Origin of the sequence: Tautonia rosea, assembly GCF_012958305.1 — a bacterium.
GTDB lineage: Bacteria > Planctomycetota > Planctomycetia > Isosphaerales > Isosphaeraceae > Tautonia > Tautonia rosea.
The window spans coordinates 494,053-519,739 of the sequence record NZ_JABBYO010000005.1 but is presented as its reverse complement, the minus strand read 5'-3'; the positions used below and the strand labels follow the sequence as shown (position 1 = coordinate 519,739).

Below are 25,687 nucleotides of genomic sequence, written 5' to 3'. Positions count from 1 at the left end.
GGCAGTCATCGAGGGAAGGTCGATCGATCGTCCGGTGCGTCGGGCGTTGGCGACGCACCGGACCAAGGGGGGTCATTCTCCGAGCGTTGTCAGCACGTAGGGGCCTTTCGGGATGACGGCGACGCGGGCATCGGGCCCGTATTCAGAGAGGGAGGAGGCGACAGCCGACTCGACCGATTCGGCGGGCTCGACGAACAACTCCGACAGCGTGGCGGCGGGGATGCCGTCGGAGACGATCTTCACGCGAGCCTTGCGCCGGACCTTGGCGAGTTCTTCAAGCTGCCACTGATCGAGCACGAAAAATTCCTTGCCGAGGACCTTCTCCATGAACACCTCGAGCGAGGAATTCTCTCGGAAGAGACTCTGGAACTCGGGGCTGCCAATCCCTTCGGTCAGGCTGGCGGCGATGATGATCGTGCCGCCTTGCTTGACGATCGGCAGGGCGCCGGTCATGCCCTTCACCGCCTGGTAGAAGGTGGTGTCGAGCGGATAACCGGCCGAGCTGGTTACGACCACGTCTACCGGCTCGCGCACCTTGGCCGTGACGACGTGCTCGATGAAGCGAACCCCTTCAAGGAAGGCTTGCTCCATGTCTCCGGCGACAACCGACGTGACCCGTCGCTGCTTGTCGAGGGTGACGTTGACGATGAAGTCGCAACCGGCCATGCGGGCGATGCGGGTGTTCTCCTCGTGGACGGGGTTCCCCTCCAGGAAGCCGCAATCGGCCTTCGGATGTTCGAGAAAGTCGGGGCCGTGCCAGATCTTGACCGTCTCGAAGGCGGCGATGCCGGGGCAGATGAGCTTGCGACCGCCAGAGTAACCGGCCATCAGGTGCGGCTCGATCAGGCCCGTGGCGATTTTCAGGTCGGCGTTGACGTATCGAGTGTCGATCCAGACAGGAACTCCCTTGGGGGTCGTGCCGAGGAAGGTGTGTTCGTCGAGGACGGTTCCGTGGTGGTCTTCCACCCGATAATCCCGGGCAATCGCGGCGCCGAGCATCTCGATCCGCTCGGCTTCGGTACTGGGCCGGTGCAGGCCGGTGGCGACGAGGATCAGAACGTCCTCGCGAGCGATTCCGGCCTCGTGCAAGATGTCGAGGGTTGGTCGGAGGATTAACTCATTGGGAACGGGCCGGGTGATGTCGCAAACGAGAATGCAGGCGGTTTTCTTCCCCCGGGCGACCTCGCGAAGTGGCGGAGCGCCGATCGGGGCTTCCAGACTCGCGACGACGGCTGCATGAGGATCGTCGAGCGGGGGAACGTCCTGAATTTCCAAGGGGCCGATGACCCGGTCGTCGGGCAGCTCGACCTCAAGGCCGGTGCGTCCGTAGTCGAGGGTCACGCGCATCGAATTCGCCTCCGATCGGTCGGGTGGGGCTCGCCGTGTTGACTCCAGGGCCGTCGAGTGGCGATCACGTCCGGAGCAAGGCAAGGGTCCATCATAACCGATTCCGAGCGATCGTCGCGCGGGGGTGATCGGCCGGCAGTACGATCCGATGGAACCGTAAAGCCGGACCGAGGGATCCGTCCTCAAGGCAAAGCGGTCGCCTCTGCGTTGGGCTTCGGCTCTTTCGGGTGCCCGTTTTGAAGCAACTCAAGCGCTTCGGGCAGGTGTTCTTTGACCTCGGCAACACGGAAGACAATACGATCAGCACCCATCTTGGTCAGACGGTTGCGCGCTTTCTCGCCACTCGATTCTGCTCCCCAGCGACCGGCCCAGAGAGGCAGTTTCGGGTCGAGTGCCTTGATCCGGCGGACAAGATAGCGGGCCGAGGTCAGTCCGACCGGCGGAAGGTACGAGAGCAGGACGATCTGATTCTTCGAGCCGGAGAGGTGCTCGGAGGCTTCCAGCGGAGAGGCAGACGCATCGACGATCTCAACCGGGATGCCGAGCGGCCTCAATGAGATCTGAACCATCCGCAGGACCATCGTATCGGCCTCATTCCCGCTGGCGATGCCCAGGACCTTCCCGGTTTTGCGATGCTTGGGGCGGATCAGGTCCGCCTGGACGTTGTCTTCCTCCCGCGCTTCGAGATCGTCAAGGATGGTCCGGGTCGTGGTCCAGATGACGTGTTCGTCCGATTCTTCGATGACGCTTCGAGCCAGATCTGACTCGGCCCGGGAGAGGGCAGGAATCAAAATCTCGTCGAAGATCCGCTCCAGGGTGAATCCATCCTCAAGAGCCGTCTCGACGACCTCGAAGGCGGTGTCGGAGTCATGCGCGAGAAGACGTTGGTAATAATGAGCGTGCCGCTCCAGGACCACATCTTCGCCGAGCATCGTCGCGAACACATTGAGGGCGGGGACATACTTCCCAAGAACCGCCAGGCAGACCGTCAGCGGGGTTGAAAGCAAGAGCCCAATCGGACCCCAAAGCCAGGTCCAGAACATGGCCATGACGAGCAATCCGACTGCGGTGATCCCCGCCGTCCGCCCGTAGATGATGGGTTCAAGAATCGAGTTGGAAATGATTTCGAGGGTGCCAAACAGTGCGATGACCAGAAGCGGTTCTTTCCAGCCGTCACCCACTTCTCCGAGTGTAACCGAATAGGCGAGCGGTAAGGCGAAGGCCGTCCACGGGCCGACATAGGGGATGAATCGTAGGACGGCCGCGAGAAACCCCCAGAGGACCGCATACGGAATCCCGATCAGGTACAGGCCCAGCCCGAGAATGGCGCCACAGGCAGCGTTGTAGAGCGAAAAGATCGTCAGGTATCGGCTGATCCGTTGGCCAGCTTCTTCCAGGGTTCGGGTGGTCAGGCTGACATGACTGGTGCCGATGACCTGAATCAATCGAGCATTTAGGTTATCTCGAGTCAATAGGATAAAGAGCGTGAGAATCAAAACCAGGAAGAAGATCGCCGCTGGTCCCAGGAGCGGTCCCACGGCAGTCCGGAAGCGGTCCTGAATGGAGGGGCGATCGACGACTTCAACGGGAATGATGGGATCGCCCTGAAGGGTGGATCGGCTGGTTTCAGGAAGTGTCAATCCCGGAGAAGCGGGCGATTGTGACAGGATGATCTCGTTCGGGGGTTCGTCTCCGTCAGTTTCAGGGGTCTCCTCCATGACCTCTCGGGTGACTTCCTCGACGACCTGACCGACCTGGCCAACGGCTGAGGGAGATTGGCCCTGAAACAGGCTTCGAACCTTGACCTTGATCTCATCGCTCTGGGCAACGACTTCCTCCGCAAGGTCTCCGAACTGCATGAAGACCATCGAGCCAAGCCCGCCAAGCGCACCAAGCACGACCAGAACGCTCGCGCCGGTGGCCACCGCCCGGGGAATTCCCCGGCGTTCGAGCCACGAGGCCAAGGGGGCCAGTACCATGCTGAACAAGACCGCCAAGGCCAGCGGGCGTAGCACCTCGGCCGCAAGATACATAAAGGCGATGACCGCCAGGATCAAAACGGTCACAATGACCGGGTGATTCATCTGGAGGCGAACAGTGCGATCGGCCAATTGAGGAGTCCTCAACACGTCGGGGGGTGGGGGGAGATTTCAGCTCGTCAAGAAGTGACCAAGGTGAGCGTTTCGATGCCACACCCCGAGGCATTCGAGGCGTGGCACGATAAGCGTTGTACGTGAAGCAACGTTCGAAGACTCAACGACGGGTGATCATCGTGGTCCGTTTTACTCCAATCACCGGAATGGGAACCGGAAGTTCTCCCGAGCCGACGAGCGATCCAATGATCACTGAGGCAAGCGAGACGAAGACCCCGAGCAAGGACCACCAGGCCGCTTCCCGAGAAACGCGGGTAACCTGCTCGCGGTTGATCTCATTGGCAGGATCCTCCGCGAACTCGCGGAACTGACTGACCTGCTCGGCCGAGAATCCTGCTCGCTCCATCCAACCGGCCATCCGGTCGACGTTGTTGCCGGGTTCAGCCACCGAACTCTCCGCATAGGCCCCGGTCGCGCCTCCAACCATTCCGCTGAAGCCCGCGCGGACCCCCGAGGCCAGCAGCGCTAGCATGCCAATAAACAGCAATCCCCAAAGGATGAGGCCATAAAGCACGGCCTCAAGCTTGCTTTCCCCCACGGCCAGACGGCTGGTGGCCCATCCGCCGAAGAAGAACGAGATCAGAAGCGTAACGGCCGTGAAGATGGCCGATCCCAGACCAATTTGTGTTCCCTGGGCATCGCGGGCCACCGCTTCACCCAGCAATGCGAGCCCGAGCAACATCAACACCACGTAGAACGTAATGGCGACCATCGCTCCTGCAAAAATGGCCTGCCAACTGACCCGACTTCGGACCGCGAGAAGATCGGTCGGATCGGGCCGTCTCATTTCTTCTGCCATGATTCAATCCTCAGTTGAGAGTGTCTGGAGGAGCATCCGGCCGTCGATCTTCACCGATCGCCTGAGGAAGCCTCCTCGGAGTCGCATCAACAGCACGAAACTCACGCGGTAGTCTTTATCGATGCAAGACGTGTGCCGCCGACCTCGGCATGGTGCTTGCGGGATGAGTTTCCGTACGACAGCATGAAGGCAGCGTCCTCAAGGAGTTGACCGAGCCGGAACGCTTGAACCCATTTCTCCATCAGCGAGATTGAGGCATCACCATGCATTCGAAGCCAGACCCCAATCGCCGAGCATTTCTCCAGGCGGGAGTTGTGGGTTTGACCACCGCCGGGATGGTCGGGGCGGCACGCGATCAGAACACACCGACAAACGACGGCGGCATCCCTATGCGCCCCTTCGGCCGATACGCTGAGGAGAAGGTCACCGCCATCTGCCTCGGGGGTCACCATGTCGGTCGGGCCGAGGACGAGAAGGATGACATCCGACTCATCCAGCAGGCCATTGATGAAGGGATCACCTTCCTCGACAACGCCTGGGACTACCACGACGGCGGCTCCGAGGAACGCATGGGCAAGGCCATCGCCGAAGGAGGACGGCGCGACAAGACCTTCCTCATGACGAAGGTCTGCGCCCGAGACGCGAAGACCGCTCAGGAACATCTCGAACAGAGTCTCCGACGTCTGAAAACCGACCGAATCGACCTCTGGCAATTCCACGAGATCAATTACGACAACGATCCTGACTGGATCTTCGCCCCCGGTGGTGCGATCGAAACCGCCCGCAAGGCTCGGGAACAAGGAAAGGTGCGTTACATCGGCTTTACCGGGCATAAAGATCCGTCGATCCATCTTAAAATGCTCGACGCCGGCTTCGAGTGGGATGCCGTCCAGATGCCCTTGACGGTGCTCGACGGCCGCTATCGGAGCTTCCAGCATCAGGTCTTGCCGGTCCTCCGAGAGCGAGGCATTGCCGCGATCGGCATGAAGAGTCTAGGCGGGGGGCCGAAGATCAAGGGGGGGATCATTCCCTCGAATACTGGGCTGACCGTAGATCAATGTCGCCGCTATGTCTGGTCATTACCGATCACCACGCTGGTCTGCGGCATCGACTCTCCAGAGATTCTCCAGCAAGATCTGGAGATGATCCGCAACTTCGTCCCCCTCGACCCAGCCGAGCGGCTCGCCCTGGAGGAGGAGTATCTTCAGGTCGCCGGAGATGGCCGCTTCGAACTCTACAAATCGTCGAAGCAGTACGACGGCCCCTATCACCGCGAGCAACACGGCTTCGCCCTCGATGCGGGCTGAGGCCCCTCACCTTGCTGGTTCGAACCTGAATGCAGGAAGGCTGGGGAATACGGGTGTGAATCACGGAATTGAGATGTGAGTGTGCCTCGGTGTGTCACCCCATCGCACACCGAGGCATCAGTCTGTCGCATCGCGTTGTTGAGCGACAAGCTGATCAATTGGGATCTGGCCCACGTCGTCGAAGACGAAGGTCGGGCGGTACGGGAACGATTCGATCTCATTGCGGTCTGTGACGCCCGAAAGGACGAGAATCGTCTGCATCCCCGTCTCGGTCCCGCCGATGATGTCGGTGTCCATCCGGTCCCCGATCATGAACGACTCGGACGAATGCGCCCCAAGTTTTCGTAACGCCGTGCGCATCATCAGGGGGTTCGGTTTGCCCACGAAGTACGGCTTACGTCCGGTCGCTAACTCAATCGGAGCCACCAGTGCCCCGCAGGCCGGTTGCAGGCCGGCCTCCGAGGGCCCGGTCAGGTCCGGGTTCGTTGCGATGAACCGGGCACCACCGAGAATCAAGCGGATGGCATGTTCGATCGTTTCGTAGTCATAGCGACGTGTGTCCCCCACGACGACGTAATCCGGATCGCGCTCCGTCAGGTGATAGCCGGCCTCATACAGAGCGTTGGTCAGTCCTGCCCCGCCAATGACGAACGCTGACCCACCTGGCCGTTGCGTCCTAAGGAACTCGGCGGTGGCCAGGGCCGACGTGTGGAAGGCAGAGTCCTCGACCCCGATCCCCAGCTGCTCTAAGCGGTGCTTCAGATCGCGAGGAGTCCACTGGCTATTGTTCGTGAGAAAGAGAAACGGATGTCCGCCTCCTCGGAGACGATCGACGAACTCTCGGGCACCGGGGATCAAGCGGTGGCCGTGATAGATCACTCCATCCATATCAATGACGAAGCTGACAGGCATAAGCCGGGACTCTCCAGACATCTCGGCCGGTGTCTCGCCGAATGCGGGTGACGGAACCGCTTGAGTCGGCCGAAGGTGGCTGGTCCCATCCTAGCCACTCCGCATCGGATCGGCCACGCTTCCTCATGGGCCCGGCCGAATCGGATTGATCGGAACGGGGGACTGTCGGAACGGCTCGAACGCTCGATATCCTAGAGTCTTTGGATTCTCGACGCCGTCACCTCTACCTGAGCGAAAGACCGCCGATGCACGTTCCAAAGTTCCCCCGGTTGGCCCTCGCGTTCGGGGCCTGCTTTCCTCTCGGTCATGTCCGAGCCGATGCTCCTGCCATCTCCGAGCCGGCTGCACTGGTCGAGTCGGCTCCGGCGACTGCGACCATCACCGAACCGGAACTGGCCGGGCACCTTCAATTTCTTTCCTCCGACCTGATGAACGGTCGTGACACGGCGAGTGACGAAATCAAGCTTGCCTCGGAGTACCTCGCGACCCGTCTCTCAACATTCGGCGCCGATCCGGCAGGCGACCTCGACGGCGACTCACCGACCTATTTTGCTCACTTCCCGCTCGAATTCTCGACCCCAGAGGTCGAAGGCACCGAGCTGACACTCACGATCACAGCGAATGATGCCGTCCGGGAAGTCGCCGGAAAGGTCAAGGAGGATTTTATCCTGGTCCCTAGAAACCTCGCGCCTGGAGCGATCGAAGCACCGGTTGTTTTTCTCGGGTATGGTCGGACTGGGACCGGGGGTGAGCCGAATGACTTCGACACGGTCGAGGTCAAGGATCGGATCGTCCTGGTGCTGGATGGTCTCCCCCCCGGTCAGGAAGCAGAGGACCAGGGGGGACGCCGCAACGCTCAGGTGTCTGGAGCCAGTTCCTTCGCCAAGCTTCAAGCGGCCCGGGATCGCGGGGCCCTTGCCCTGCTCGTCATGCATCCCTTCGAAGCTGAGGAGGCCCGTCCCTATGCCGAGTCGAACCCCTTTGCCCTCCGCATGTTCGGCCGACGATCGATGAGCCTCGGGGCGTCTTCAACCAACGGAACCCCCTTGATCTTCCTCGAAGACCACCTGCGTGATGCGATTGAGGAATCGCTGAATCTGTCGGACGATCCCACCACGCCTCGAGAGCTCGAAGGCGCCCGAGCCCGGTTTGTCTTTGCCAGTACGGTCGAGTTGGTTGAGGACCGGAATGTCATTGGCATGTTCCCCGGTCGAGACGAGGAGCTGAAGCACGAAGTCATCGTCTTCAGCGCCCATTACGACCACGTTGGCGTGATCAATGGAGAGATCCACAACGGAGCCGACGATAACGGATCGGGAACCAGCGCCTTGATCGAGATTGCCCAGGCCATTGCGGAAGGGCCAAGGCCGCGCCGATCGGTTGCATTCCTCTGGGTCTCGGGAGAGGAAAAAGGATTGCTCGGTTCGCGCTGGTGGAGCGAACACATGACTTTGCCGGAAGGGTATGAAGTGGTTGCGAATATCAATATGGACATGATTTCTCGCAACGACCCCAGTCGTGTCAGTCTCACCCCGTCTCCCGAGCATCCCGACTACTCGACGATCATTCCCGCTGCCGTTGCTGCGCTCGAACTCGAAGCGATGGCATCTGATTTCGACGCCGACCAGTTCTACGCCCGGACCGACAGCTTCAACTTTGCCCGCCTGGGCATTCCTGTCATTTTCTTCTTCGCGGGAATCCACGACGACTACCACCGACCCGGCGATGACTTCGAGAAGACCGACGTGGGCAAGGCGATTCGCATTTCCCGGGCTGCCTATCGACTCGGTTGGGCGATTGCCGAGGCCGATGAACGACCTCGGAAAATCAGCCCTCCCACGGAGAATGAAGATGCCGACACCGAAGCCGAGCCGGTAGGGGCCGGAGCCAGTGTCGATGGTTGACCCATGGTGACTCTCAGTCGTCTCAAACCATAAAACTCCGGGTTTCTCACAACGTGCCTGGCCGGGGTTTTCCTCCTCGGTCAGGCACGTTCGTTCTGACACTTACTTCTCCCATCATCATCCTCTGTTTCACTTTGCGGGGTTTTGGCCCACTGTTCACACGGGATTGCTCCCCGTTTTTTTCGAATCGTGGGGACTCGGTCATTGACAGGAGAGGACGAAGAATCGTAACGTACGGTCTCGTTGAGACTGAGTCTCAGTGCCACGGCGGAGTTCGAGTCACTCCGATGCAGTCGCTCTGCCGTTCGGGACGTTTTCGGGGAATCGTCGGGGTGTGAGATTTCGGTCGGTTCTTCGTCCAGAATAAGACCTGGCCTCCGAGGAGGCCTTTGTTCAGGAGTCTCGCTGAGACGAAGTCTCAATGTCACAGCCGGGAAGTGGTCGAATCGGTGCTGGTCCCGCCGGATGGCGTGTTTCCCGGAGCGTTGATGAGGTGTGGTCGTACGCATCGACGCGATCGGCACGCGGAGTCGAGGTCCGAGCGTGTCGACCCCTGAGCCACCGTCATGCTTCCGGAGCGATCCGGTTTCATGACGGCAGGCACGACCGCCGGGGAGGCATCTGGCCCGGTTGTTCCGGGACGATGCGGGACCACTCTCCGGCGGCGTGCCCCCCGGAATGACCGGGACGAGGGAGGTTCAGGCAACGTTACCAAGCGGTCCCGAGGGCGGGCATTGCGCTCCGCAACACTCCAAAGAGACTCAAATGAGTTCCCTCAATTCCCCCTCGGAATCACCACGATGAACACGGTTCAGAAGCGTCGTCGGTATGGATTTACGCTGATTGAGCTGCTGGTGGTCATTGCGATCATCGGCGTCCTCATTGCCCTGCTGCTGCCGGCCGTCCAGTCGGCTCGCGAGGCGGCTCGTCGGGCGCAATGTGTGAACAATCTCAAGCAGATTGGTCTGGCATTGCACAACTATGAAAGCACCCATCAGGTCTTTCCGGCGGCTATGCACGGTGGGTTTGCTCAACTCTACGGGAATTTTACAGGCTATCACTCGGTTCTGCCCTACATGGAGCAGTCGGCGCTCTCCTCGGCGTTTAATTTCGAGCAAGCGTTCGCCTCGCCGACGTTAGGAACGTATTTCGGCTGGTCGTTACCGGCCCAGACGACCGGAATCACGACGCAAGTCAGCACGTTTCTCTGCCCGTCGAACCGGAACATGAGCGAGGTCGGCTCGACCTTCAACTTCGCCGGAGTTTCCTGGGCCCTCGACCGAGTCGCGGTGACCGACTACATCTTTAGCGCAGGGGCTGACAACTATGTCTCGCCGCCGTACGTCAACCGAAGCCTGAGGGGAATCGCCGGGATCGACACCTTCACCCGATTGGCTGAGGTCCGAGACGGGACGAGCCAGACCTTCCTCATGGGAGAATCGGCCGGCGGCAACGCCGCCAACCCGTTCGTTGCCGTGGGATCGGCCGAAAACCGGGTCTGTGTCCCGCTCGAACAATTCGATCAGGGCCGCTTCTATGACAACGTGATGTTCATGGCCTTCGGACGCCGACGGAGCTGGGGATCAGAGTTCATCGTCGGGGGCATCATCGGGAAGACAACCGACCGTATCGGCGTCTTCTACGGTTTGAACGATTGCGGCTATCCTTCGGATACCACCCGTTTCCCGGGCCCGAACGGGTTCCCGGTCTCCCCGACCAGCGGCCAAACTCTCCCGAACTTCCGGAGCGTGCATCCAGGGGGGGCCAACTTCCTGTTCGCCGATGGCAGCGTGAAGTTCGTTAAGGAAACAATCAACGCCCAATCCTACATGGCGCTTTCAACCGTGGCTGGCGGAGAAATCGTTTCGTCCGATCAATATTAACAAATGCTAGCAATCTTTTCGCAAGCGCTGAGAAGAAAGATTTTCTCATCATGACTGTGAATTTTCGAACGATTCGGCGGGCCGTTCTCCTGCTCGCACTGACTCTGCCCCTCGGTTGCGGGAAGCAAGGTGCGGGCGTCAATCAATCGCCCCTGGCCGCGGACAACCCTGAGGCCTTCGAGCAGGCCACTGCGGAGGACGCTCGGATCGAACAGGAGAATCGTGAGGCCGAGGCCGCAGCGCTCGGCCTCTCGGTGGACGAGTTGCCTTGACCAACTTCGGACCCTCCCGACGCTTCCCGGAGTTTCCCATGAACGTCTTTCGGTGGATCCCGATTTCTCTCCTCATGCTGTTGATCTCGGTCGGTTGCGGTTCGAATCGTGTCAACCAGTCTCCAACCCCCGACCAAGACCCGGAACGCTACGCTCGGGCCTTGCAAGAGGATGAGCGCGTGCGACGCGCCAACCAGGAGGCTGAGGCAATGTTCTTCCAAGCGGCTCGCTTCGATCTTGCGGAGGCCGATTCTCCTCCCTCGCCCCGTTCTGACCACGATTTCCATCACACGTCACACTGAGACAGTAAAGGAACTCCCATGAAACGATCAGCGCCTCGATGCGTTCGATTGCGAGGCCTGTGTGCGGCCGTCGCGAGCCTCTCCCTTTTCGGGCTAGGCCAGCCGTCCTCGGCCCATTTCCTCTGGATCTCCGGCGAACGGGAAGAGGATGGCTCGGTCGTCGCCCACGCCTTCTTCGCCGATCAAACGGTTCCCGATCTGCCGATGTTTTTGAAGTATCTGGACTCGGCCACCTACTCGATCGAGGGCAAACCGCTCTCACTGAATCGAGGAGAGGACTCCGACTTCGTCCAGTTGCCCGAAAACCTTCCCCGAGTCGTCGACGGTGAGCTGGAGTTCGGCATCATGAACCGGGGGGAGTCGACCTTCCGGCTCATGTATACAACGCGCCTGCAGCTCGGACCGCTCCCTACCGGAACCGTCGAAGCGGGTGAAGGTCTTCGGATGAGTTGGCTGGTGGACGCTGAAGAACCGGCCCTCATTCAGGTCCGCTTCAACGGGGAACCTGCTGCCCGCGCCGAGGTCAAGGTGTATCATGAGGATGGTAATGACCGCACCTTGATTGCCGACGACCAGGGGCGTGTTCGTTGTCCTGATTTGGCCGACGGGCGTGCTGGTTTGCTTGCCAAATGGATTGATGGAACCGCGGGCGAACTGGACGGCACTCCCTATCCGGAATCGCGCCACTATGCGACCCTCATGGTCACGCCGATCCTTGTCTCCCAGGACACCAAGGCCGTGGCTGATACCTGCCGATTGTCCAGACCCTTTGCTTTGATCCCCGAGCCGATCAACAGCTTCGGCGGTGCGGTCGTGGGTGATTCTCTTTATGTATATAGTGGTCACACAGGGACGACTCATCGTTACCACACCGGCACCACGAACCCTCACTTCTATCGGCTCGACCTTCGAGACCGGACGACCTGGGAAGAGCTGCCTTGTGGCACCGCCCTTCAGGGAGTTGCGCTGGTTGCTCATGACGGCAAACTCATTCGGGTGGGTGGCATGCTGGCCCGAAATGAGGAGGGATCACCGCACGATCTGATTTCTGTGGATGAGGTGGCTCGCTTTGATCCCGAGACGAGCGAGTGGACCGATCTTCCTCCGCTGCCGGAACCCCGATCCACGCACGACGCCGCAGTGCTGGGAGATTACCTCTACGTCGTCGGTGGCTGGTCGATGACGGGGGGAGACTCGAACGGAGCGTACTTTCTTGATGATGCATTGCGTCTCGATCTGACCAACCCCGAAGCTGGCTGGGAGGTGTTGCCCTCGCTACCGACACCTCGGCGAGCGCTGGCGGTCGCCGCGCATGATGGCAAGATCTTCGTGGTGGGCGGTCTGCTGGAGAATGGTGACACCACCCGAGAGGTGGTTGTCTTCGACCCTGAAGATCAGTCCTGGATGCAAGGGCCGGAACTGCCTGGCGAGCCGATTCAGGGGTTTGCTCCCTCGGCCTTCAGTCTCGGCGGCCGACTGCTTGCGAGCGGTGGCAATGGCACGGTTTACCGTCTCACCGAGACAGCCGATTCGTGGGAGGCAATCGCCGAACAGGCGGTCCCCCGGATCACTCATCGGCTCTTGCCCGGAATCGACGAAGACGCCTTGATTGTCGGCGGCAACTTCGCGGGAGTGCCCGTGCGATTCATCGAGTCGATCCCGCTCGATGGCACCACCTCGGCGATGGACCTGGTGACCTGGACGGTCGAACTTCCGGGAGCGGCGGTGCAATCGCACGCCGTCAGCATGGTCGGGTCTCAGGTGCTGCTTGCCGGAGGAAATCGAAGCGCCAACCCTCACGATTTCAAGTCAGAACTGCTGACGGATGAGGTCTTCACTATTCGTTTGGATGGAACACGAGCCGAACCGATTGGGGCCTTGCCCTCGGCCCGGCAGTCCAGTGTGGTCGTTTCAGTTCCTGATGGCAGGCAGCTCGATACCTACGTCCTGGGCGGAATCGCGGACGATGGGGAGGTAGTTCGAACTCTCGGATCGGTGGTTCGGCGTCAGGCGTCGGAGTCAACCTGGGAATCCCTTAAGGCGTCGATTCCCGACGATCGCGGAATGTTCGGCGCAGCGGTCCATGACGGCGCAATCTGGGTCTTCGGCGGAAGCATCTTTGACCCCCGTCCCGAAGCGCAAAACCGCGGGTTCCCGACCGAGGTGCTTCGCTGGGACGTTGAGGCCGAAGACAGCACATTTGAGGTGACCGAGCATCAGATCCCGAGGGCCCGTCGATCCTTCGCCGGGGCGGTTCTGGACGGGAACTATTATCTGGTCGGTGGCCTGGGAGACGACCAGACGCTGGTCGATGTGGTCGATGTGTTCAACTTCGAGACGAAAGCGTGGCAGACGATTCCGTCTCCCAGCCAACCTCGCGTCTTTGCCGATCTGGTCGTGCTCGACGGAAAGCTTTATATGGGAGGAGGCTTTGCGGCAGGTTCGTCCGGCCACTTCGAACCGGCCCGCTCGATCGAAGTCTACGACCCTGAATCGGGGACCTGGAGCACGATGATTGAGGAACTTCCGATCGCGGTCAACGCGCTCCGGCTCATGACCGTTCGGGATCGGTTGCTCCTGTTCGGAATTGATGCCAACGATCCTCAGCAGGCTCGCTTCGTACTGATGGCACCTCAACCGTTCGAGCAGACGACGCTCAAGGCAAGTGCGAGTGCCAACACGCCCGTTGGCCTCCCCAGCCTCGACCAGGCTCAGGACGACTCCACTCGGTAATCGGCCACGATGACGGTGATGTTGTCTCGCCCTCCGGCTTTCAAGGCCGCGTCGACCAGACGGTCGCACGCGGCCTTCGGCTCGGATGCACTCGCGAGGATCTGAGCGATTTCGGCATCCTCAACCTGATCGCTCAGACCGTCGCTGCAGAGCAGGAGCCGGTCACCGGGATGCAATTCGAGCCGGTGAATCTCGGCCTCGATCCCCTGGTCGGGCGATCCGATGTAGTTGGTCAAGACATTTCGCATGCGATGCGACTTGACTTCCGATTGTGTAATCCGACCGGTCGTGGCCAGGTCTTGTGCGACCGTATGATCTCGGGTGATCTGCTGCAGGGTTCCGCCGTGTGCGAGGTAGACACGGGAATCTCCCACATGAACCACAAAGAGTCGAAGTCCAACGCTGTAAGCAACGGAGAGCGTAGTGCCCATCCCTTCCTTTGAGGCATCCTGGGAGGCCTGGGTGTAAACCCGCTGGTTTATCTGCTGAATGTAACTCCGGCACGTGGCAACGAGTTCCTCAATCTCATTTGGTCCCGAGACGTCCAGGTGCCACTTGGCCGCGTCTCGGAGCAACTCCAACCCGGCACTGATGGCCAGGAAGCTGGCGTCTTCTCCTGACGCCATGCCGCCCATGCCATCGGCAACGGCAAGCAGGTGTCCGGCTTCCTCGCGGAGCAGAGGAAGCCGTAAGGAATCGAGATTCGTAGCGTCGATGTCGATTGAGCGGCGAAGACGGGCGACCAAATAGTGGTCTTCATTGTTTCGTCGGACCTTGCCGACATCGCTCCGAGCTGACGAGATGACCTCGATTCGCGGTGGCAACGCTGGGGGAACCGAGGGAAAGTCTCCCGTGTCCAGGATCTTCGGGTCCGTTGTATCCATCTGATTTGGTTTCCCATTCCGTTCCCCGACGCGGTGAGCAACGTCGCTCGACCTCTCATCAACAGAACGGTTCAAGCGGATTCTGTCAGGAATTGGTGGGAACGCAAGGGAATCTTTCAGAGCCGAAACACGGGGTGATCGTGACACGGTTGAATTCGATGCGAGGTTCTGCGGTATCGATCAGGCCGTCCTGCCCTCGATGAGATTCTGTGAGCGGACCGAATCGACCTCATTCCGCAGTGTCGCGTTTTCGTTCCTAACGGGCCGACGAATTGTCGAGAAATCGTTGAAGAACGGGAGCAAGCCGCTCGGCCCAAATCGCGTATCCGTCGTTGTTCAGATGCAAACCGTCGGAGTCATAAAGTTCAGGCCTCATGGCTCCCAGGGCGTCGAGCATCGGACTGGCGACATCGAGAAAATGGAGGTGAGCACTCATGTCGCAGGCCTCGTTGATGAGTCTATTCGCGTGACGCATGGACGGCCAGTGATCTTTTCGGGCAAGACTCGGTTTGATCGAGAGAAATACGATTGAGGCGTTCGGCGAGAGCGTTCGGATGCGGCTCGAGAGCGTGAGAAAATCCTTCAGTACGCGCTCTGGTGACTTCCCCTCCGCAATGTCGTTGTCTCCCGCATAAACGATGACCAATCGAGGACGCGACGGAGTGATGAGGCGATCCGCATAGTGAATCACGTCTGAGAGTTGCGATCCGCCAAATCCTCGATTCAGGAGCGTTTGCTCAGGAAACCAAACATTCAGATCCCAGAGCTTGATGCTCGAACTTCCCAGAAAGAGGATGGACGAGGGTTCGGGAGGACTAGCTCGATCGCCTTGCTCGAACGCCTCAATGTCACTGGCGAACCGTGTGGGGTCCGGATCTGGAGGGGCATCCTCTGCTCGAAGTGAGTCCCAGGTCGGCGAGATCCAGATCATCACTCCCAGCACGGGCACCAGGAGGCAGACGGATCGAAGTCGATGCAAGGAACGCGCCATGATCAGAAGAACCTCCACGAAGGGTCGGAACGCCGACGATCTTCCGTGAACAAACCGACCAGCAACAATTGCTGAGTGTCCGTACGACTTCGACTCGATCACGCTGGCCACGGATTGACCGAATCGGTTTCAGAACCTTTCGACCGTCGGCAAGGCGAAAAGACCTCTCCTATGGCCTCGCCAGATCGAGCCAGAGGAGGAACGGAGATGGCCACACTTGCGGTCGGACGAACGAATTCGGGCACGCCACTTGCTCGCAATCATCCCCGAGCGCTTCTGGTTTCTGCAATGCCAAACTAAAGATGTCCTTGATGAATGCAAGGAAGACGCTTGCTTGGTTCAAGGAATCGTTCGGAATTGAATTCAACGAAATCCAAAGATGTTTTACCTCGTAAACGCTTCGGTTGAGCGATACCGAGAAATGATTCAGGGGACATCATGACACGCATTGGAACGAACCCGCCTGTCGTTGTGATCACCGGCGCCTCGGCCGGGGTGGGTCGCGCTACGTCGCGAGCCTTTGCGGATCGAGGTGCCCGCATCGGCCTGATTGCCCGGGGTCGGGACGGGCTGGAGGCGACCCGGCGGGAGGTTGAGCGGCGGGGAGGGCAGGCTCTGGTGCTTCCCTGCGACGTGGCTGATGCCCAGGCGGTCGAGAACGCAGCCGAGGCCGTCGAGCGCGAACTGGGGCCGATCGACGTCTGGGTCAACAACGCCATGGTCTCGGTCTTTTCCCCCATCCTCGAAATCACCCCCGAGGATTTTCGCAGGGTGACCGAGGTGACCTATCTGGGGTATGTTCACGGAACCCTTGCAGCCTTGAAACGGATGAAACCCAGAGATCGGGGGAAGATCATTCAGGTCGGATCAGCCCTTGCTTATCGGGGAATTCCGCTCCAGTCGGCATACTGTGCCGCGAAGCATGCGATCCAGGGCTTCAATGACTCGCTTCGGGCCGAACTGTTGCACGAACGAAGTCGCGTGCGCGTGACCTCGATCCAACTGCCTGCAATGAACACGCCACAGTTTCGCTGGGTAAAAAGCCGACTTCCGCGCAAGGGACAGCCGGTCCCTCCAATTTACCAGCCTGAAATCGCCGCCGAGGCAATTCTCTGGGCCTCGGATCACAACCGCCGCGAGTTGTTTGTCGGAGTGCCGACCTACCAGGTGATTCTCGGGAACAAACTCGTCCCAGCCGTAGGTGACTGGTACCTGAGCCGGTACGGATACGACTCCCAAATGGGGGACGAACCACAGGCACCGGACCAACCGCACAACCTTTGGGAGCCGCTCCCCGGCGACCGGGGAGCCCACGGGGCATTTAACGCTCAGGCAATAAATCCCCGTTGGGAGCTTCAGTGTTCCATTCATCGTAACGCGATTCTCGGCGGTCTCGCACTCGTTGGTGTCGTGGCGGCCGGTCTGGCGTGGTCGCGCTTGTCGTCGTCCTGACCCCGAGCCGAGGAACGGCATCCGGGTCGAAGGGCCGGAAACTCCTGCAGGCGGGCGCCGATCGCGGTTGACCGATTGTCTCGCTTGGGCGAGTCTAAAGGGGGATCAAGGGCGTATGAACGTCCCGGATAGGTTCTCCTCGGAAAATCGAATCGGACGGGAAGCATCATGGATGAGACCCCGAATCGCTTGGAGGCCGGGGCTGCGGCCGATTCTGGATTCACGCTATACGTCGATGCCAACCCACTGGCCGATCGGCATTTGACCGGAATCGGTCGCTACACGGCTCGCGTCGTGCTGTCTCTGGCTCGTCTCGTGCCCTTGCGATTCTTCTCGAACGGGAAGGAACTGATCCTCAACGGGGAACTGGACCCGAACCTCGACCAGGATCTCGGATCGCTCGGCCGATGGATCTGGTCGAGCCGTCGCGAGCCGCTCGGGACTCCTCCCGCTCGAAGCGCCGGGCTCTTCGGCTGCCTAAGGCCTGTCGAGAAGCTCTTCCCGGTCGAGATGAGCATCCTGCACGACTTCACCCCGCTCGTCGTCCCCTGGACGCATTCCGAGAAAACGCGGGGGATGTTCCGTGGCTTCTTCGCCAAGAGCCTGCTCTCGTCCGACTGTGCTCTGGCCGTCTCGCATGCCACCAAGGCCGACGCGGGCTGGCTGACCCCCTTCCCGCAACACCGGATTGTCGTCGCCCACTCGGGGCCGAGCCTCTGCGTCGAATCCCACTGCGACGACAGCACGCCGGAGCGACGTCCGAATGTCGGTCTGGTCGTTTCGACGCTCGAACCTCGCAAGAATCCGTTCTTCCTGCTCGACTGGTTTCGCGATTCCGACGCCTTGCCCGATGGGGCCGAACTCTGGTGGGTCGGACCGCTGGGTTGGCTCACCTCACGCAAGGCTCTGGAGAAGTACCGACGCCTCCCCCGAGGCCGTCGGGTCCGGTTTCTCGGCGTCGTGCCCGATCGAGAACTCTGCCGCCTCTATCGAACCGTCGGCTGGTCCATCTATCCGTCGCTCTACGAAGGATTCGGTTTTCCGGTGCTCGACTCGCTCCGCCACGGAACCCCCGTGCTGGCCAGCTACAACAGCGCCCTCCGTGAATTTGACACACCAGGGATCCACTTCTTCGACCCGTCCGAACCTAGCACCGTGGATCAGGCCTGGCAGAAACTCCGTCGAGCCTCGCCGATTGCCATTCCTCAAGAACCGCTCGACGCTCACTACCGATGGGATCGGGTGGCACGAACGATCGTCGAAACCCTGACGGGCTTCCTGGAGCGTTCCGAATCGTCCTCTTCCGGTGATTCCAGACAACTTCGGATCGATTCCGGGACGCTTGTGAGAGGGCAATCGATCTTGATTGATACCCCGGACCGAATCGGCTCAGTACGAAGCTGATCGGATCAATGTCCGAATCCTCGCTCAAAGGAGCCGATGCCCGGCGATCACCTTGCGGGCCTCAGCCACATCGCATTCCATCTGGGCCAGCAGCGCCTCAAGCCCGTGGAAGGCCTGCGACGGGCGGAGGCGGGCGAGCAGGTCGAGCTCGATCCGACGGCCGTAAAGGTTCGCCTCAAAATCGAGCAAGTGCGCCTCAACCGTTCTCATCTCCGCGCCGAACGTCGCATTGGGGCCGATGTGCGTGGCCGAGGGGATTGGCTCGGGGCTGCCGTCAAGATAGGCCAGGGTCGCGTACACGCCATCGGCTGGGATGAGCGTGTCGATCCCGCCCAGGTTCGCCGTCGGAAAGCCGATGGTGCGCCCTCGACCCTCTCCCCGAACGACTGTTCCCCGGAGGCGATGAGGACGGCCGAGCAACCCGGCAGCCTCGTGGGCGAGGCCGTCGAGCAAGGCGTGACGGATGCGAGTTGAGGATACAATCCTCCCGTCCTGCTCCGACGGAGCCGCGATCTCGAACCGGAGGCCCGCCTCGGCGCACCAGTCATCAAGCGTCTCGACCGTTCCCACGCGATCCCGTCCGAAGCCGAACGTCGGACCCTCGACCAGCCCGGCAGCGTCGAATTGATCCAGGATGACCCGTTCGAAGAACGCTCGGGCCGTGAGTCCGAGCAACCAGGGGCCAGTCTTGAAGATAGCGACTGCATCGACCCCGATCTGTTTCAGCAACGCCGCTTTGCGATCGGTCCAGCTCAGCGGTGCAGGGGCCTGATCGGGGCGAAGCACGGCGATTGGGTGCGGGTCGAAGGTGATCGCGATGGCCGGGGCCTTCAGCGCATCGGCCATCAACCGCAGTCTGCCGATCAGATCGGCATGGCCGCGATGAACGCCGTCAAAATTCCCGATTGAGAGCACTGATCGACGCAGGGCATCAGGGACGGGCTGCAAATTCTCAAGGGTGATCACCAACCGTTGGTCCTCGTTACGGAAACGGCAGGCAATGCCGATCACAAAGGGGGCCAGGGCGGCGGATGCATAACACAGGTCATCGATCCGCCGGAGCACAGGAAGGATTGAACCGTCGTGGGTCGAGGGATGGGTATTATCGCGAGCCGAGTTCCAACGGGTCAATGCCGCGCAAGGTGGCCGTGCGAATCGTTCATGCCGTTTTTCCGATCAACGCTGGTTCAGCGTCCCGAGTATCCGCAATAATAAGGAGGGCAAGTGTTGGAGTGGTTGGTCAACCACCGAGACCCGAGCCTCCCCCCCACGTTGATCGGATCGTCCAGCAATTCGGTCGAACCCACGATGCAGATTGCCTTGATCTCCCGGGCTTAGCTCAATCCGTCATTGAGCCAGGAGACGGGTTTGGGTCCTGATGTTGCATCGCCTTGATTACGAGACTGTCTCGGAGTCAACCTCGTCACTCGTGTTTGGATTATGAAGGCAAGAGGGTTGTGAGAACCGACCTCAGACCCCCTTGGCGAAACCGCAAATCTGAGTCATGCGTCCAGGCCCCGAACCTCACAGAGTGCTTTTCCCTTCAAGACCGATCAGCATGGAGGAGGACAGGGGAGCGCACTCGGGCCAAGAATCCTTGGAGGAGTCATGACCGAACCCGATGGGACGACCTTACGCATGACGATCACGGGCATGACCTGTGATCACTGCGTCCGGACCGTTCGAACGACCATCGAAGCAGTTCCGGGCGTGCGATCGGCCCAGGTTCATCTGAACTCGGGGACGGCCCAGGTCCGTGTGATGCCGGGATGGGTCGATCATGAGGGTTTACAATCGGCCGTTGCCAGAGCGGGTTACTCGGCCGAGATCGAATCGCCTTCAGGTTCCGATCAGCCGGTTGAGGACGCCGAGACCAGCGATCAGGACGCCGGTGACGACAATCTTGACCCTGACAAACCATCTCCTCGACAGTTGGATCAGCCGCTCGTCTCGATCGGAATCGTGCCCCAGGGTCGGGGAGCCCGAGCGACGGAGCCGGCCTCGACCGGCTCAAACCAGGAGCTGGCCATCTCAGGCATGCATTGCGCCAGTTGCGTGGGTCGCGTGGAGAACGCCCTGTCCAGGGTTCCCGGAGTGAGCGAGGCTCGGGTGAACCTGGCCACCGAGCGAGCCTCGATCCGCATCGACCCCGCCGAGTTCGACCTTCGATCGCTCGAACGAGCCGTCTCCGAGGCCGGTTACGTGGCCCGTCCGATTGACCGTCGCGCCGACCCGACTCAGGCCGCCGCCGCCATGCGCCGGGAGCGGAAGGACCGGATCGCCTCCTGGCGTCGCCGATTGGTTGTGGGCATCGTCTTCGTAACCCCGTTGATCATCCTCGGTTTGGGTCCGATGCTCATCGGCGGGGCCTGGCAACATGCCCTCTGGATCGGCTGGGCCATGCTCGTGCCGGCGACGATTCTTCAGGTGTTTCTGGGAGGGCCCTACATCCGAGGCGCCATCGACCGGCTTCGGCACGGTTCGACCAACATGGATACCCTGATCGCTCTGGGGACCTCGACGGCCTTCATCTACAGCCTGTATCACCTTCTCATTGGTGATCACATGCAGGCACATTTCTTTATGGACTCCGGGATCATCCTTACGCTCATCACCCTCGGCTCGTTCCTGGAAGCGCGTTCGAAAGGGGCCGCCGGGCAGGCCATCGAGCGCTTGCTCGACCTCGCCCCCAAAACTGCCCGGATCGTCCGCGAGGGTGGACGCGAGGACGACGTGCCGCTCTCCCAGGTCTCGCTCGGAGACATCGTCCGCGTCCGTCCTGGCGAGTCGATCCCGGTCGATGGCGAAGTGATCGAGGGAGCTTCGGATGTCGACGAGTCAATGCTCACCGGCGAGTCGATGCCCGTCTCCAAGTCCCCCGGCGACCGGGTGGCGGGGGCCTCACGCAATGCCGAGGGCACGATCCTCGTCCGGGCCACTCGGCTGGGTAAGGACAGTGTCCTGGAACAGATCGTCACTCTTGTCCGAGAGGCTCAGGGCTCGAAGGCCGGGGTTCAGCGCCTGGCCGACCGGATCTCCTCGGTCTTCGTGCCAGTTGTACTCACCATTGCTGTCCTGACACTTCTCGGCTGGGGAACGATCGGCAACGACTGGCGATTTGGTATCCTCAACGCCGCGGCGGTCCTGATCATCGCCTGCCCTTGTGCCCTGGGGCTGGCCACGCCCGTGGCGGTAGCGGTGGCAACGGGCAGGGGGGCCCGCGAGGGCTTGCTTGTGCGCGATGCCTCGGCCTTCGAACGGATGGACCGGATCCGGGCCGTCGTGCTCGATAAGACCGGCACGGTGACCGAGGGGAAGCCGACTCTCGCCGAGGTCATCCCACAACCTGGCTGGCAGCGCGACCGTTTGCTCCAGATCGCCGGTGCCGCCGAACGAGGCAGCGAGCATCCGCTTGCCCACGCACTCGCCGAGTATGCCGGATCCGCCAGGGTCGAGCAGTTTCGGGCTGTTCGAGGAGGAGGCGTTGCGGCCACGGTGAATGGCGCTCGCGTGCTCGTCGGGTCGCCGGCGTTTCTCGATCAGGAAGGCGTCTCCGTACCAGAGCAGGGTGACTTGAGTCAGGGTCGAATCATCGTTCTCGTTGCCGTGGATGGAACTTATGCCGGCTCGATTACCTTGACTGATGCTCCCAAACCTTACGCTCGGGAGGCGATCGCCGCACTTCGCGACCAGGGAGCCGAGGTGTACCTCCTGACCGGCGATCACTCTGCTACAGCCAAAGCCGTGGCCGAGGAAGTCGGCATTGAACATGATCATGTTTTTGCACGAGTGCTTCCTGATCAAAAGGCCGACCGAGTCGCGTCCCTTCGTCTTGAGCAGCCCGGGGATGGTGGGAACGCGAGCACTCGCGAGCGTCGCGTGGCAATGGTCGGCGACGGCATCAACGACGCCCCCGCCCTCGCTGCGGCTGATGTGGGGATCGCGCTCGGTTCCGGAACCGATGTTGCCAAGGCTGCGGCCGATGTCGTCATCGCGACCGGCGATTTGCGGGGTGTTCCACGAGCCCTGGCGTTGGGAAGGGCCACGTTGCGGGCGATCCGCCAGAATTTGTTCTGGGCCTTTTTTTACAACGCCGTCGGCATTCCGGTCGCGGCCTTCGGCCTGTTCGGCACGTATGGACCCATGTTCGCGGCGTTGGCCATGTCGCTCAGCTCGATCACGGTCGTCACGCGGGCTCGCTTGATCAACTGGGCAAGGCTTTGAGGGTTTCGGCGCTCAAGGACCCTTTGGGTGACTGTGGGCGATCGCTCGAGTACCCTATACGGTGCGAATCCCCCTCTGTTCCGGCCCAACGCCCTCCCTGGGAATCGATCGGATGAGAAAACCCTTGCGATTCGGGCGACACGTCCTGCTCCCGCTGATGATAGGCGGCATCGCCCTGGGGATCGTTGGCTTCAATGCAGCCCTGGGAGACGATCCGAATACCCTTCTCGCTGGTGTCGCTAGGAAACCCCTGGATCTCGTGAGGGTCGAGTTATGCGAGGAGGGGATTCCTGAAACCCGTGAATGGCCTTCCGGTCATCCCGATCCCTCGGAGCAGTACGAGGTCCCTGCCTTTGGCATCTTCCGACTGCCCCATCGGTACGTCGAGACCGGAATTCGAGCCGACCGTGCCAATCCCCTCCTGATCCGGGCGACTGCCGTCGTTACCTTGCCGGCAGGACGCCACCGCATCTTGCTCCGGGCTCGGGGAGCGTCTCGCCTTTCGATCGATGGCAAGGTGCTGTTGACGACTCCGTTTCCGCCTCCCATCACCGATGGCCATTCGCCGATTCCTCACGATTTCCTCAACCTCAGCCCCGATTTCCGCTTTGCTCCTCCCGGGAACCGCGAGAACTGGACGACGATCGAAACCGTTGGCGGAGCGCATCGCGTCCTTCTTGAATCGATCATCGGCGGCCGTCGAGGATCCAATCCGCTGCGACTCGAACCGGGAGAGACCGTCGTGGCCTGGTCTCCCGAGGGTTCGCAGTCGTTCCAGGTACTCTCACCCGATCCCGAGCTTGCGATCCCGTACACCGACGAGAGTTGGGCCACCTTCGTCGAGGCAGAGGAAGCTCGACTCACCCTGCTCGACGCGGAACACCGGGCGATGGCTTTCCGGAATCACGCTCACGAGTGGAACGCGCGCCGCGACCATGCCCGAAGGTGGCTTGAGTCCACGCCCGAGCCCACCATCCCCGATTGCCCACCCGGCTACCCCGCGTCGAACCCGATCGACCACTTCCTCGCCGTGACTCATCTGGCCTCGTCAGCCCTCGCTTCAAACACCGGCACCATTGACTTCCCGACCGAGGTCCAACCGATCCTCGCTGCCCGGTGTTTCTCGTGTCACCAGGGGCAAACCGTTCGTGGCGGCCTCCGGCTCGACACCGAAGCGGGAGCCCTGGCAGGAGGCGACTCCACCTTCCCGGCCGTCGTTCCCAGTGATCCTGACGAGAGCGAACTAATCCTCCGCATCTCCAGCGCCGACGATCTCGATCGCATGCCACCGACCGGGCCTCCACTCGGCGAGACCGAGATCGACCTTCTTCGAACCTGGATTCACGAGGGAGCCTCCTGGGCCTCACGATCAGCCCCGAAACCGTTTACTCCACCCGCCGACGACCTCGCCTTTCTCCGTCGCCTGACGCTCGACACCGTCGGCCTGATTCCGACCGAGGACGAAATCTCCCGCTTTCTTGACGATCCACCCAGCACTCGGCGTTCCCTGGCCATCGACCGCCTGCTCGACGACCCCCGATGGGCCGATCACTGGGTCGCCTACTGGCAAGACGTCCTCGCCGAGAATCCAAATATCCTGAACCCGACGCTCAACAACACCGGTCCCTTTCGGTGGTGGATCGTTGAGGCTATGCGTGACAATCGTCCAGTCGATCAGTTCGTCACCGAACTGATTCGAATGGGGGGGAGCCTTCGCGACGGCGGACCCGCCGGCTTCGGGATGGCCTCGGAAAACGATGTTCCAATGGCCGAGAAAGGGATCATCCTTGGTTCTGCCTTTCTCGGGATCAACATGACCTGCGCTCGCTGCCACGACGCCCCGGCTCATGAATGGACACAGGAACAACTGTTTTCCCTTGCCGCCATGCTCGCCGAGGAACCGATCACTGTCCCCCGCACCAGCAGTGTCCCGAACGATGCCCTCCACGCCCTGGGGCGACCGCCATTGATCGAGGTTACGTTGGAGCCCGGCGCCGAGGTCACCCCCGCCTGGCCGTTCCCCAGACTGATTGCGGCGGACATGTCACCATCCTGGCTGCCGAGCGACGCAAGGCCTCGCGATCGCCTCGCCGCACTCATCACCACCCCTGAAAATGAGCGTTTTGCCCAGGTCATCGTCAACCGGATCTGGGCCCGACTGATGGGCAGAGGGCTCGTTGATCCCGTCGACGATTGGGAAAAGGCCGAGGTGTCCCACCCCGAATTGCTCGATTACCTCGCTCGGGAACTCGTCCGAGGTGGGTACGACCTGAAACATCCGATTCGATTGATCCTTCAGTCTCACGCCTATCAACGAGCTGCCGATCCCGACCTCCTGCAACCTGACCCGACCTTTGCGAGCGCTTCACGGCGTCGGCTCTCGGCCGAACAGATTGTCGATTCCTTGTTTCTCGCCACGGGCAAGCCGCTCAAGACGGAGGAGATCAACCTCGATGTTGATGGTGGTCGGCCGATCGTCAGTTCCATTAGCCTCGGCGTTCCCAAACGGGCCTGGCAATTCGCCTCGACCTCGAACGAACGGGATCGGCCGAGCCTGACTTTGCCTCGCGTCCAGGCGGTTGTCGATCTCCTTCAGGCGTTCGGCTGGCGACCAACCCGACAGTCTCCGCTGACCGTCCGAGACTCCTCGCCAAATGTCCTGCAACCGGCGATCCTCGCGAACGGCACCGCGGGAGTCTGGCTGACTCGGCTCTCAGACGACCACGGCATCACCGCCCTTGCACTCGAAGATCAACCGGTCACTACGCTCGTTGATCGACTTTTTCTCCGCGTCTTCACCCGACTCCCCTCAACCGAGGAGCGAGAGGAATTTGTCTCTTACTTGACCCCCAACTATGACACTCGCGTTGTCCAACCTCGGCCCACTCCAAGCCGAGCCTCGGTCCGGACTCCCACTCCCCCCCGCTACGTCTCCTGGTCCAACCATCTCACCGAGGAGGCCGACACCATCCAGCGACAGCGGGAAGCCGAGGCCCGCAGCGGTGACCCTCCCTCAAATCGACTCGACCCCGATTGGCGCCGTCGGCTCGAAGATGTCCTTTGGTCCCTGATCAACGCTCCCGAATTTTTGTTCATGCCCTGATCGGTTGCTTTGACCGA

General features: G+C 61.1%; 17 protein-coding genes. 10 read left to right on the top strand and 7 right to left on the bottom strand.

What is annotated here, in order from left to right; translation table 11 throughout:
* Positions 1-72: 72 nt before the first annotated feature.
* From larA to HG800_RS11705, 3 genes are all read right to left on the bottom strand, one after another.
* Positions 73-1,347 carry a nickel-dependent lactate racemase gene (larA, locus tag HG800_RS11715; RefSeq protein ID WP_169976794.1) on the bottom strand — a complete coding sequence of 425 codons (1,275 nt, stop codon included), beginning with the start codon at positions 1,345-1,347 and terminating at the stop codon, positions 73-75.
* Positions 1,348-1,529: 182 nt separating this feature from the next.
* Positions 1,530-3,458, bottom strand: a complete 1,929-nt coding sequence (locus HG800_RS11710; RefSeq protein ID WP_169976793.1) for an AI-2E family transporter — start codon at positions 3,456-3,458, stop codon at positions 1,530-1,532.
* A gap of 142 nt (positions 3,459-3,600) precedes the next feature.
* Positions 3,601-4,299, bottom strand: coding sequence for a hypothetical protein (locus tag HG800_RS11705; protein WP_169976792.1), 699 nt, complete (start codon positions 4,297-4,299; stop codon positions 3,601-3,603).
* A 263-nt stretch (positions 4,300-4,562) separates the two neighbouring features.
* Between HG800_RS11705 and HG800_RS11700 the strand changes: the two genes are divergently transcribed.
* Positions 4,563-5,606, top strand: coding sequence for an aldo/keto reductase (locus tag HG800_RS11700; RefSeq protein ID WP_169976791.1), 1,044 nt, complete (start codon positions 4,563-4,565; stop codon positions 5,604-5,606).
* A gap of 117 nt (positions 5,607-5,723) precedes the next feature.
* Here HG800_RS11700 and HG800_RS11695 read toward each other — a convergent pair whose 3' ends face one another.
* Positions 5,724-6,518 carry an HAD-IIA family hydrolase gene (locus tag HG800_RS11695; RefSeq protein WP_169976790.1) on the bottom strand — a complete coding sequence of 265 codons (795 nt, stop codon included), beginning with the start codon at positions 6,516-6,518 and terminating at the stop codon, positions 5,724-5,726.
* Between the two features lie 245 nt (positions 6,519-6,763).
* Here HG800_RS11695 and HG800_RS11690 point away from each other — a divergent pair, with 245 nt between their 5' ends.
* The 5 genes from HG800_RS11690 to HG800_RS11670 all read left to right on the top strand — a co-directional run bounded on the left by HG800_RS11690 (position 6,764) and on the right by HG800_RS11670 (position 13,612).
* Positions 6,764-8,422 carry a M20/M25/M40 family metallo-hydrolase gene (locus HG800_RS11690; protein WP_169976789.1) on the top strand — a complete coding sequence of 553 codons (1,659 nt, stop codon included), beginning with the start codon at positions 6,764-6,766 and terminating at the stop codon, positions 8,420-8,422.
* A gap of 800 nt (positions 8,423-9,222) precedes the next feature.
* A complete protein-coding gene (locus tag HG800_RS11685) occupies positions 9,223-10,305 on the top strand; it encodes a DUF1559 domain-containing protein (protein WP_169976788.1) in 1,083 nt (360 codons plus the stop codon).
* A 50-nt stretch (positions 10,306-10,355) separates the two neighbouring features.
* Positions 10,356-10,577, top strand: coding sequence for a hypothetical protein (locus HG800_RS11680; protein WP_169976787.1), 222 nt, complete (start codon positions 10,356-10,358; stop codon positions 10,575-10,577).
* Positions 10,578-10,615: 38 nt separating this feature from the next.
* Positions 10,616-10,879 carry a hypothetical protein gene (locus HG800_RS11675; protein ID WP_169976786.1) on the top strand — a complete coding sequence of 88 codons (264 nt, stop codon included), beginning with the start codon at positions 10,616-10,618 and terminating at the stop codon, positions 10,877-10,879.
* Between the two features lie 18 nt (positions 10,880-10,897).
* Positions 10,898-13,612 carry a Kelch repeat-containing protein gene (locus tag HG800_RS11670; protein WP_169976785.1) on the top strand — a complete coding sequence of 905 codons (2,715 nt, stop codon included), beginning with the start codon at positions 10,898-10,900 and terminating at the stop codon, positions 13,610-13,612.
* Here the strand turns inward: HG800_RS11670 and HG800_RS11665 are convergent.
* Entirely contained in the window at positions 13,591-14,496 is a 906-nt protein-coding gene (locus tag HG800_RS11665) for a PP2C family protein-serine/threonine phosphatase (RefSeq protein ID WP_169976784.1), read from the bottom strand. The genes HG800_RS11670 and HG800_RS11665 overlap by 22 nt on opposite strands.
* A 256-nt stretch (positions 14,497-14,752) precedes the next feature.
* The gene (locus HG800_RS11660) at positions 14,753-15,487 is read right to left on the bottom strand and encodes a GDSL-type esterase/lipase family protein (protein WP_169976783.1); all 735 of its coding nucleotides are present in this window, start codon (positions 15,485-15,487) and stop codon (positions 14,753-14,755) included.
* Positions 15,488-15,925: 438 nt separating this feature from the next.
* Here HG800_RS11660 and HG800_RS11655 point away from each other — a divergent pair, with 438 nt between their 5' ends.
* Together HG800_RS11655 and HG800_RS11650 are read left to right on the top strand one after the other, a co-directional pair.
* Positions 15,926-16,939: an SDR family oxidoreductase gene (locus HG800_RS11655; RefSeq protein ID WP_169976782.1), complete on the top strand. Its 1,014-nt coding sequence runs from the start codon at positions 15,926-15,928 to the stop codon at positions 16,937-16,939.
* Positions 16,940-17,107: 168 nt separating this feature from the next.
* The gene (locus HG800_RS11650) at positions 17,108-18,343 is read left to right on the top strand and encodes a glycosyltransferase (protein WP_169976781.1); all 1,236 of its coding nucleotides are present in this window, start codon (positions 17,108-17,110) and stop codon (positions 18,341-18,343) included.
* Between the two features lie 24 nt (positions 18,344-18,367).
* On the opposite strand, the gene ribF is transcribed toward HG800_RS11650, so the two are convergent.
* The gene (ribF, locus tag HG800_RS11645; RefSeq protein ID WP_169976780.1) at positions 18,368-19,309 is read right to left on the bottom strand and encodes a riboflavin biosynthesis protein RibF; all 942 of its coding nucleotides are present in this window, start codon (positions 19,307-19,309) and stop codon (positions 18,368-18,370) included.
* A 642-nt stretch (positions 19,310-19,951) separates the two neighbouring features.
* On the opposite strand from ribF, the gene HG800_RS11640 reads away from it, so the two are divergent.
* Positions 19,952-22,567: a heavy metal translocating P-type ATPase gene (locus tag HG800_RS11640; RefSeq protein WP_169976779.1), complete on the top strand. Its 2,616-nt coding sequence runs from the start codon at positions 19,952-19,954 to the stop codon at positions 22,565-22,567.
* A 112-nt stretch (positions 22,568-22,679) separates the two neighbouring features.
* Entirely contained in the window at positions 22,680-25,670 is a 2,991-nt protein-coding gene (locus tag HG800_RS11635; RefSeq protein ID WP_169976778.1) for a DUF1553 domain-containing protein, read from the top strand.
* Positions 25,671-25,687 lie beyond the last annotated feature (17 nt).

Bases quoted from the DNA above. Each gene is read 5' to 3' on its own strand.
- HG800_RS11655 (WP_169976782.1), top strand. From the start codon at position 15,926: ATGACACGCATTGGAACGAACCCGCCTGTCGTTGTGATCACCGGCGCC.
- HG800_RS11705 (WP_169976792.1), bottom strand. From the start codon at position 4,299: ATGGCAGAAGAAATGAGACGGCCCGATCCGACCGATCTTCTCGCGGTC.
- HG800_RS11700 (WP_169976791.1), top strand. From the start codon at position 4,563: ATGCATTCGAAGCCAGACCCCAATCGCCGAGCATTTCTCCAGGCGGGA.
- HG800_RS11695 (WP_169976790.1), bottom strand. From the start codon at position 6,518: ATGCCTGTCAGCTTCGTCATTGATATGGATGGAGTGATCTATCACGGC.
- HG800_RS11650 (WP_169976781.1), top strand. From the start codon at position 17,108: ATGGATGAGACCCCGAATCGCTTGGAGGCCGGGGCTGCGGCCGATTCT.
- HG800_RS11635 (WP_169976778.1), top strand. From the start codon at position 22,680: ATGAGAAAACCCTTGCGATTCGGGCGACACGTCCTGCTCCCGCTGATG.
- HG800_RS11685 (WP_169976788.1), top strand. From the start codon at position 9,223: ATGAACACGGTTCAGAAGCGTCGTCGGTATGGATTTACGCTGATTGAG.
- larA (WP_169976794.1), bottom strand. From the start codon at position 1,347: ATGCGCGTGACCCTCGACTACGGACGCACCGGCCTTGAGGTCGAGCTG.
- HG800_RS11640 (WP_169976779.1), top strand. From the start codon at position 19,952: ATGACCGAACCCGATGGGACGACCTTACGCATGACGATCACGGGCATG.
- HG800_RS11660 (WP_169976783.1), bottom strand. From the start codon at position 15,487: ATGGCGCGTTCCTTGCATCGACTTCGATCCGTCTGCCTCCTGGTGCCC.
- HG800_RS11675 (WP_169976786.1), top strand. From the start codon at position 10,616: ATGAACGTCTTTCGGTGGATCCCGATTTCTCTCCTCATGCTGTTGATC.
- HG800_RS11680 (WP_169976787.1), top strand. From the start codon at position 10,356: ATGACTGTGAATTTTCGAACGATTCGGCGGGCCGTTCTCCTGCTCGCA.
- HG800_RS11690 (WP_169976789.1), top strand. From the start codon at position 6,764: ATGCACGTTCCAAAGTTCCCCCGGTTGGCCCTCGCGTTCGGGGCCTGC.
- HG800_RS11665 (WP_169976784.1), bottom strand. From the start codon at position 14,496: ATGGATACAACGGACCCGAAGATCCTGGACACGGGAGACTTTCCCTCG.
- HG800_RS11670 (WP_169976785.1), top strand. From the start codon at position 10,898: ATGAAACGATCAGCGCCTCGATGCGTTCGATTGCGAGGCCTGTGTGCG.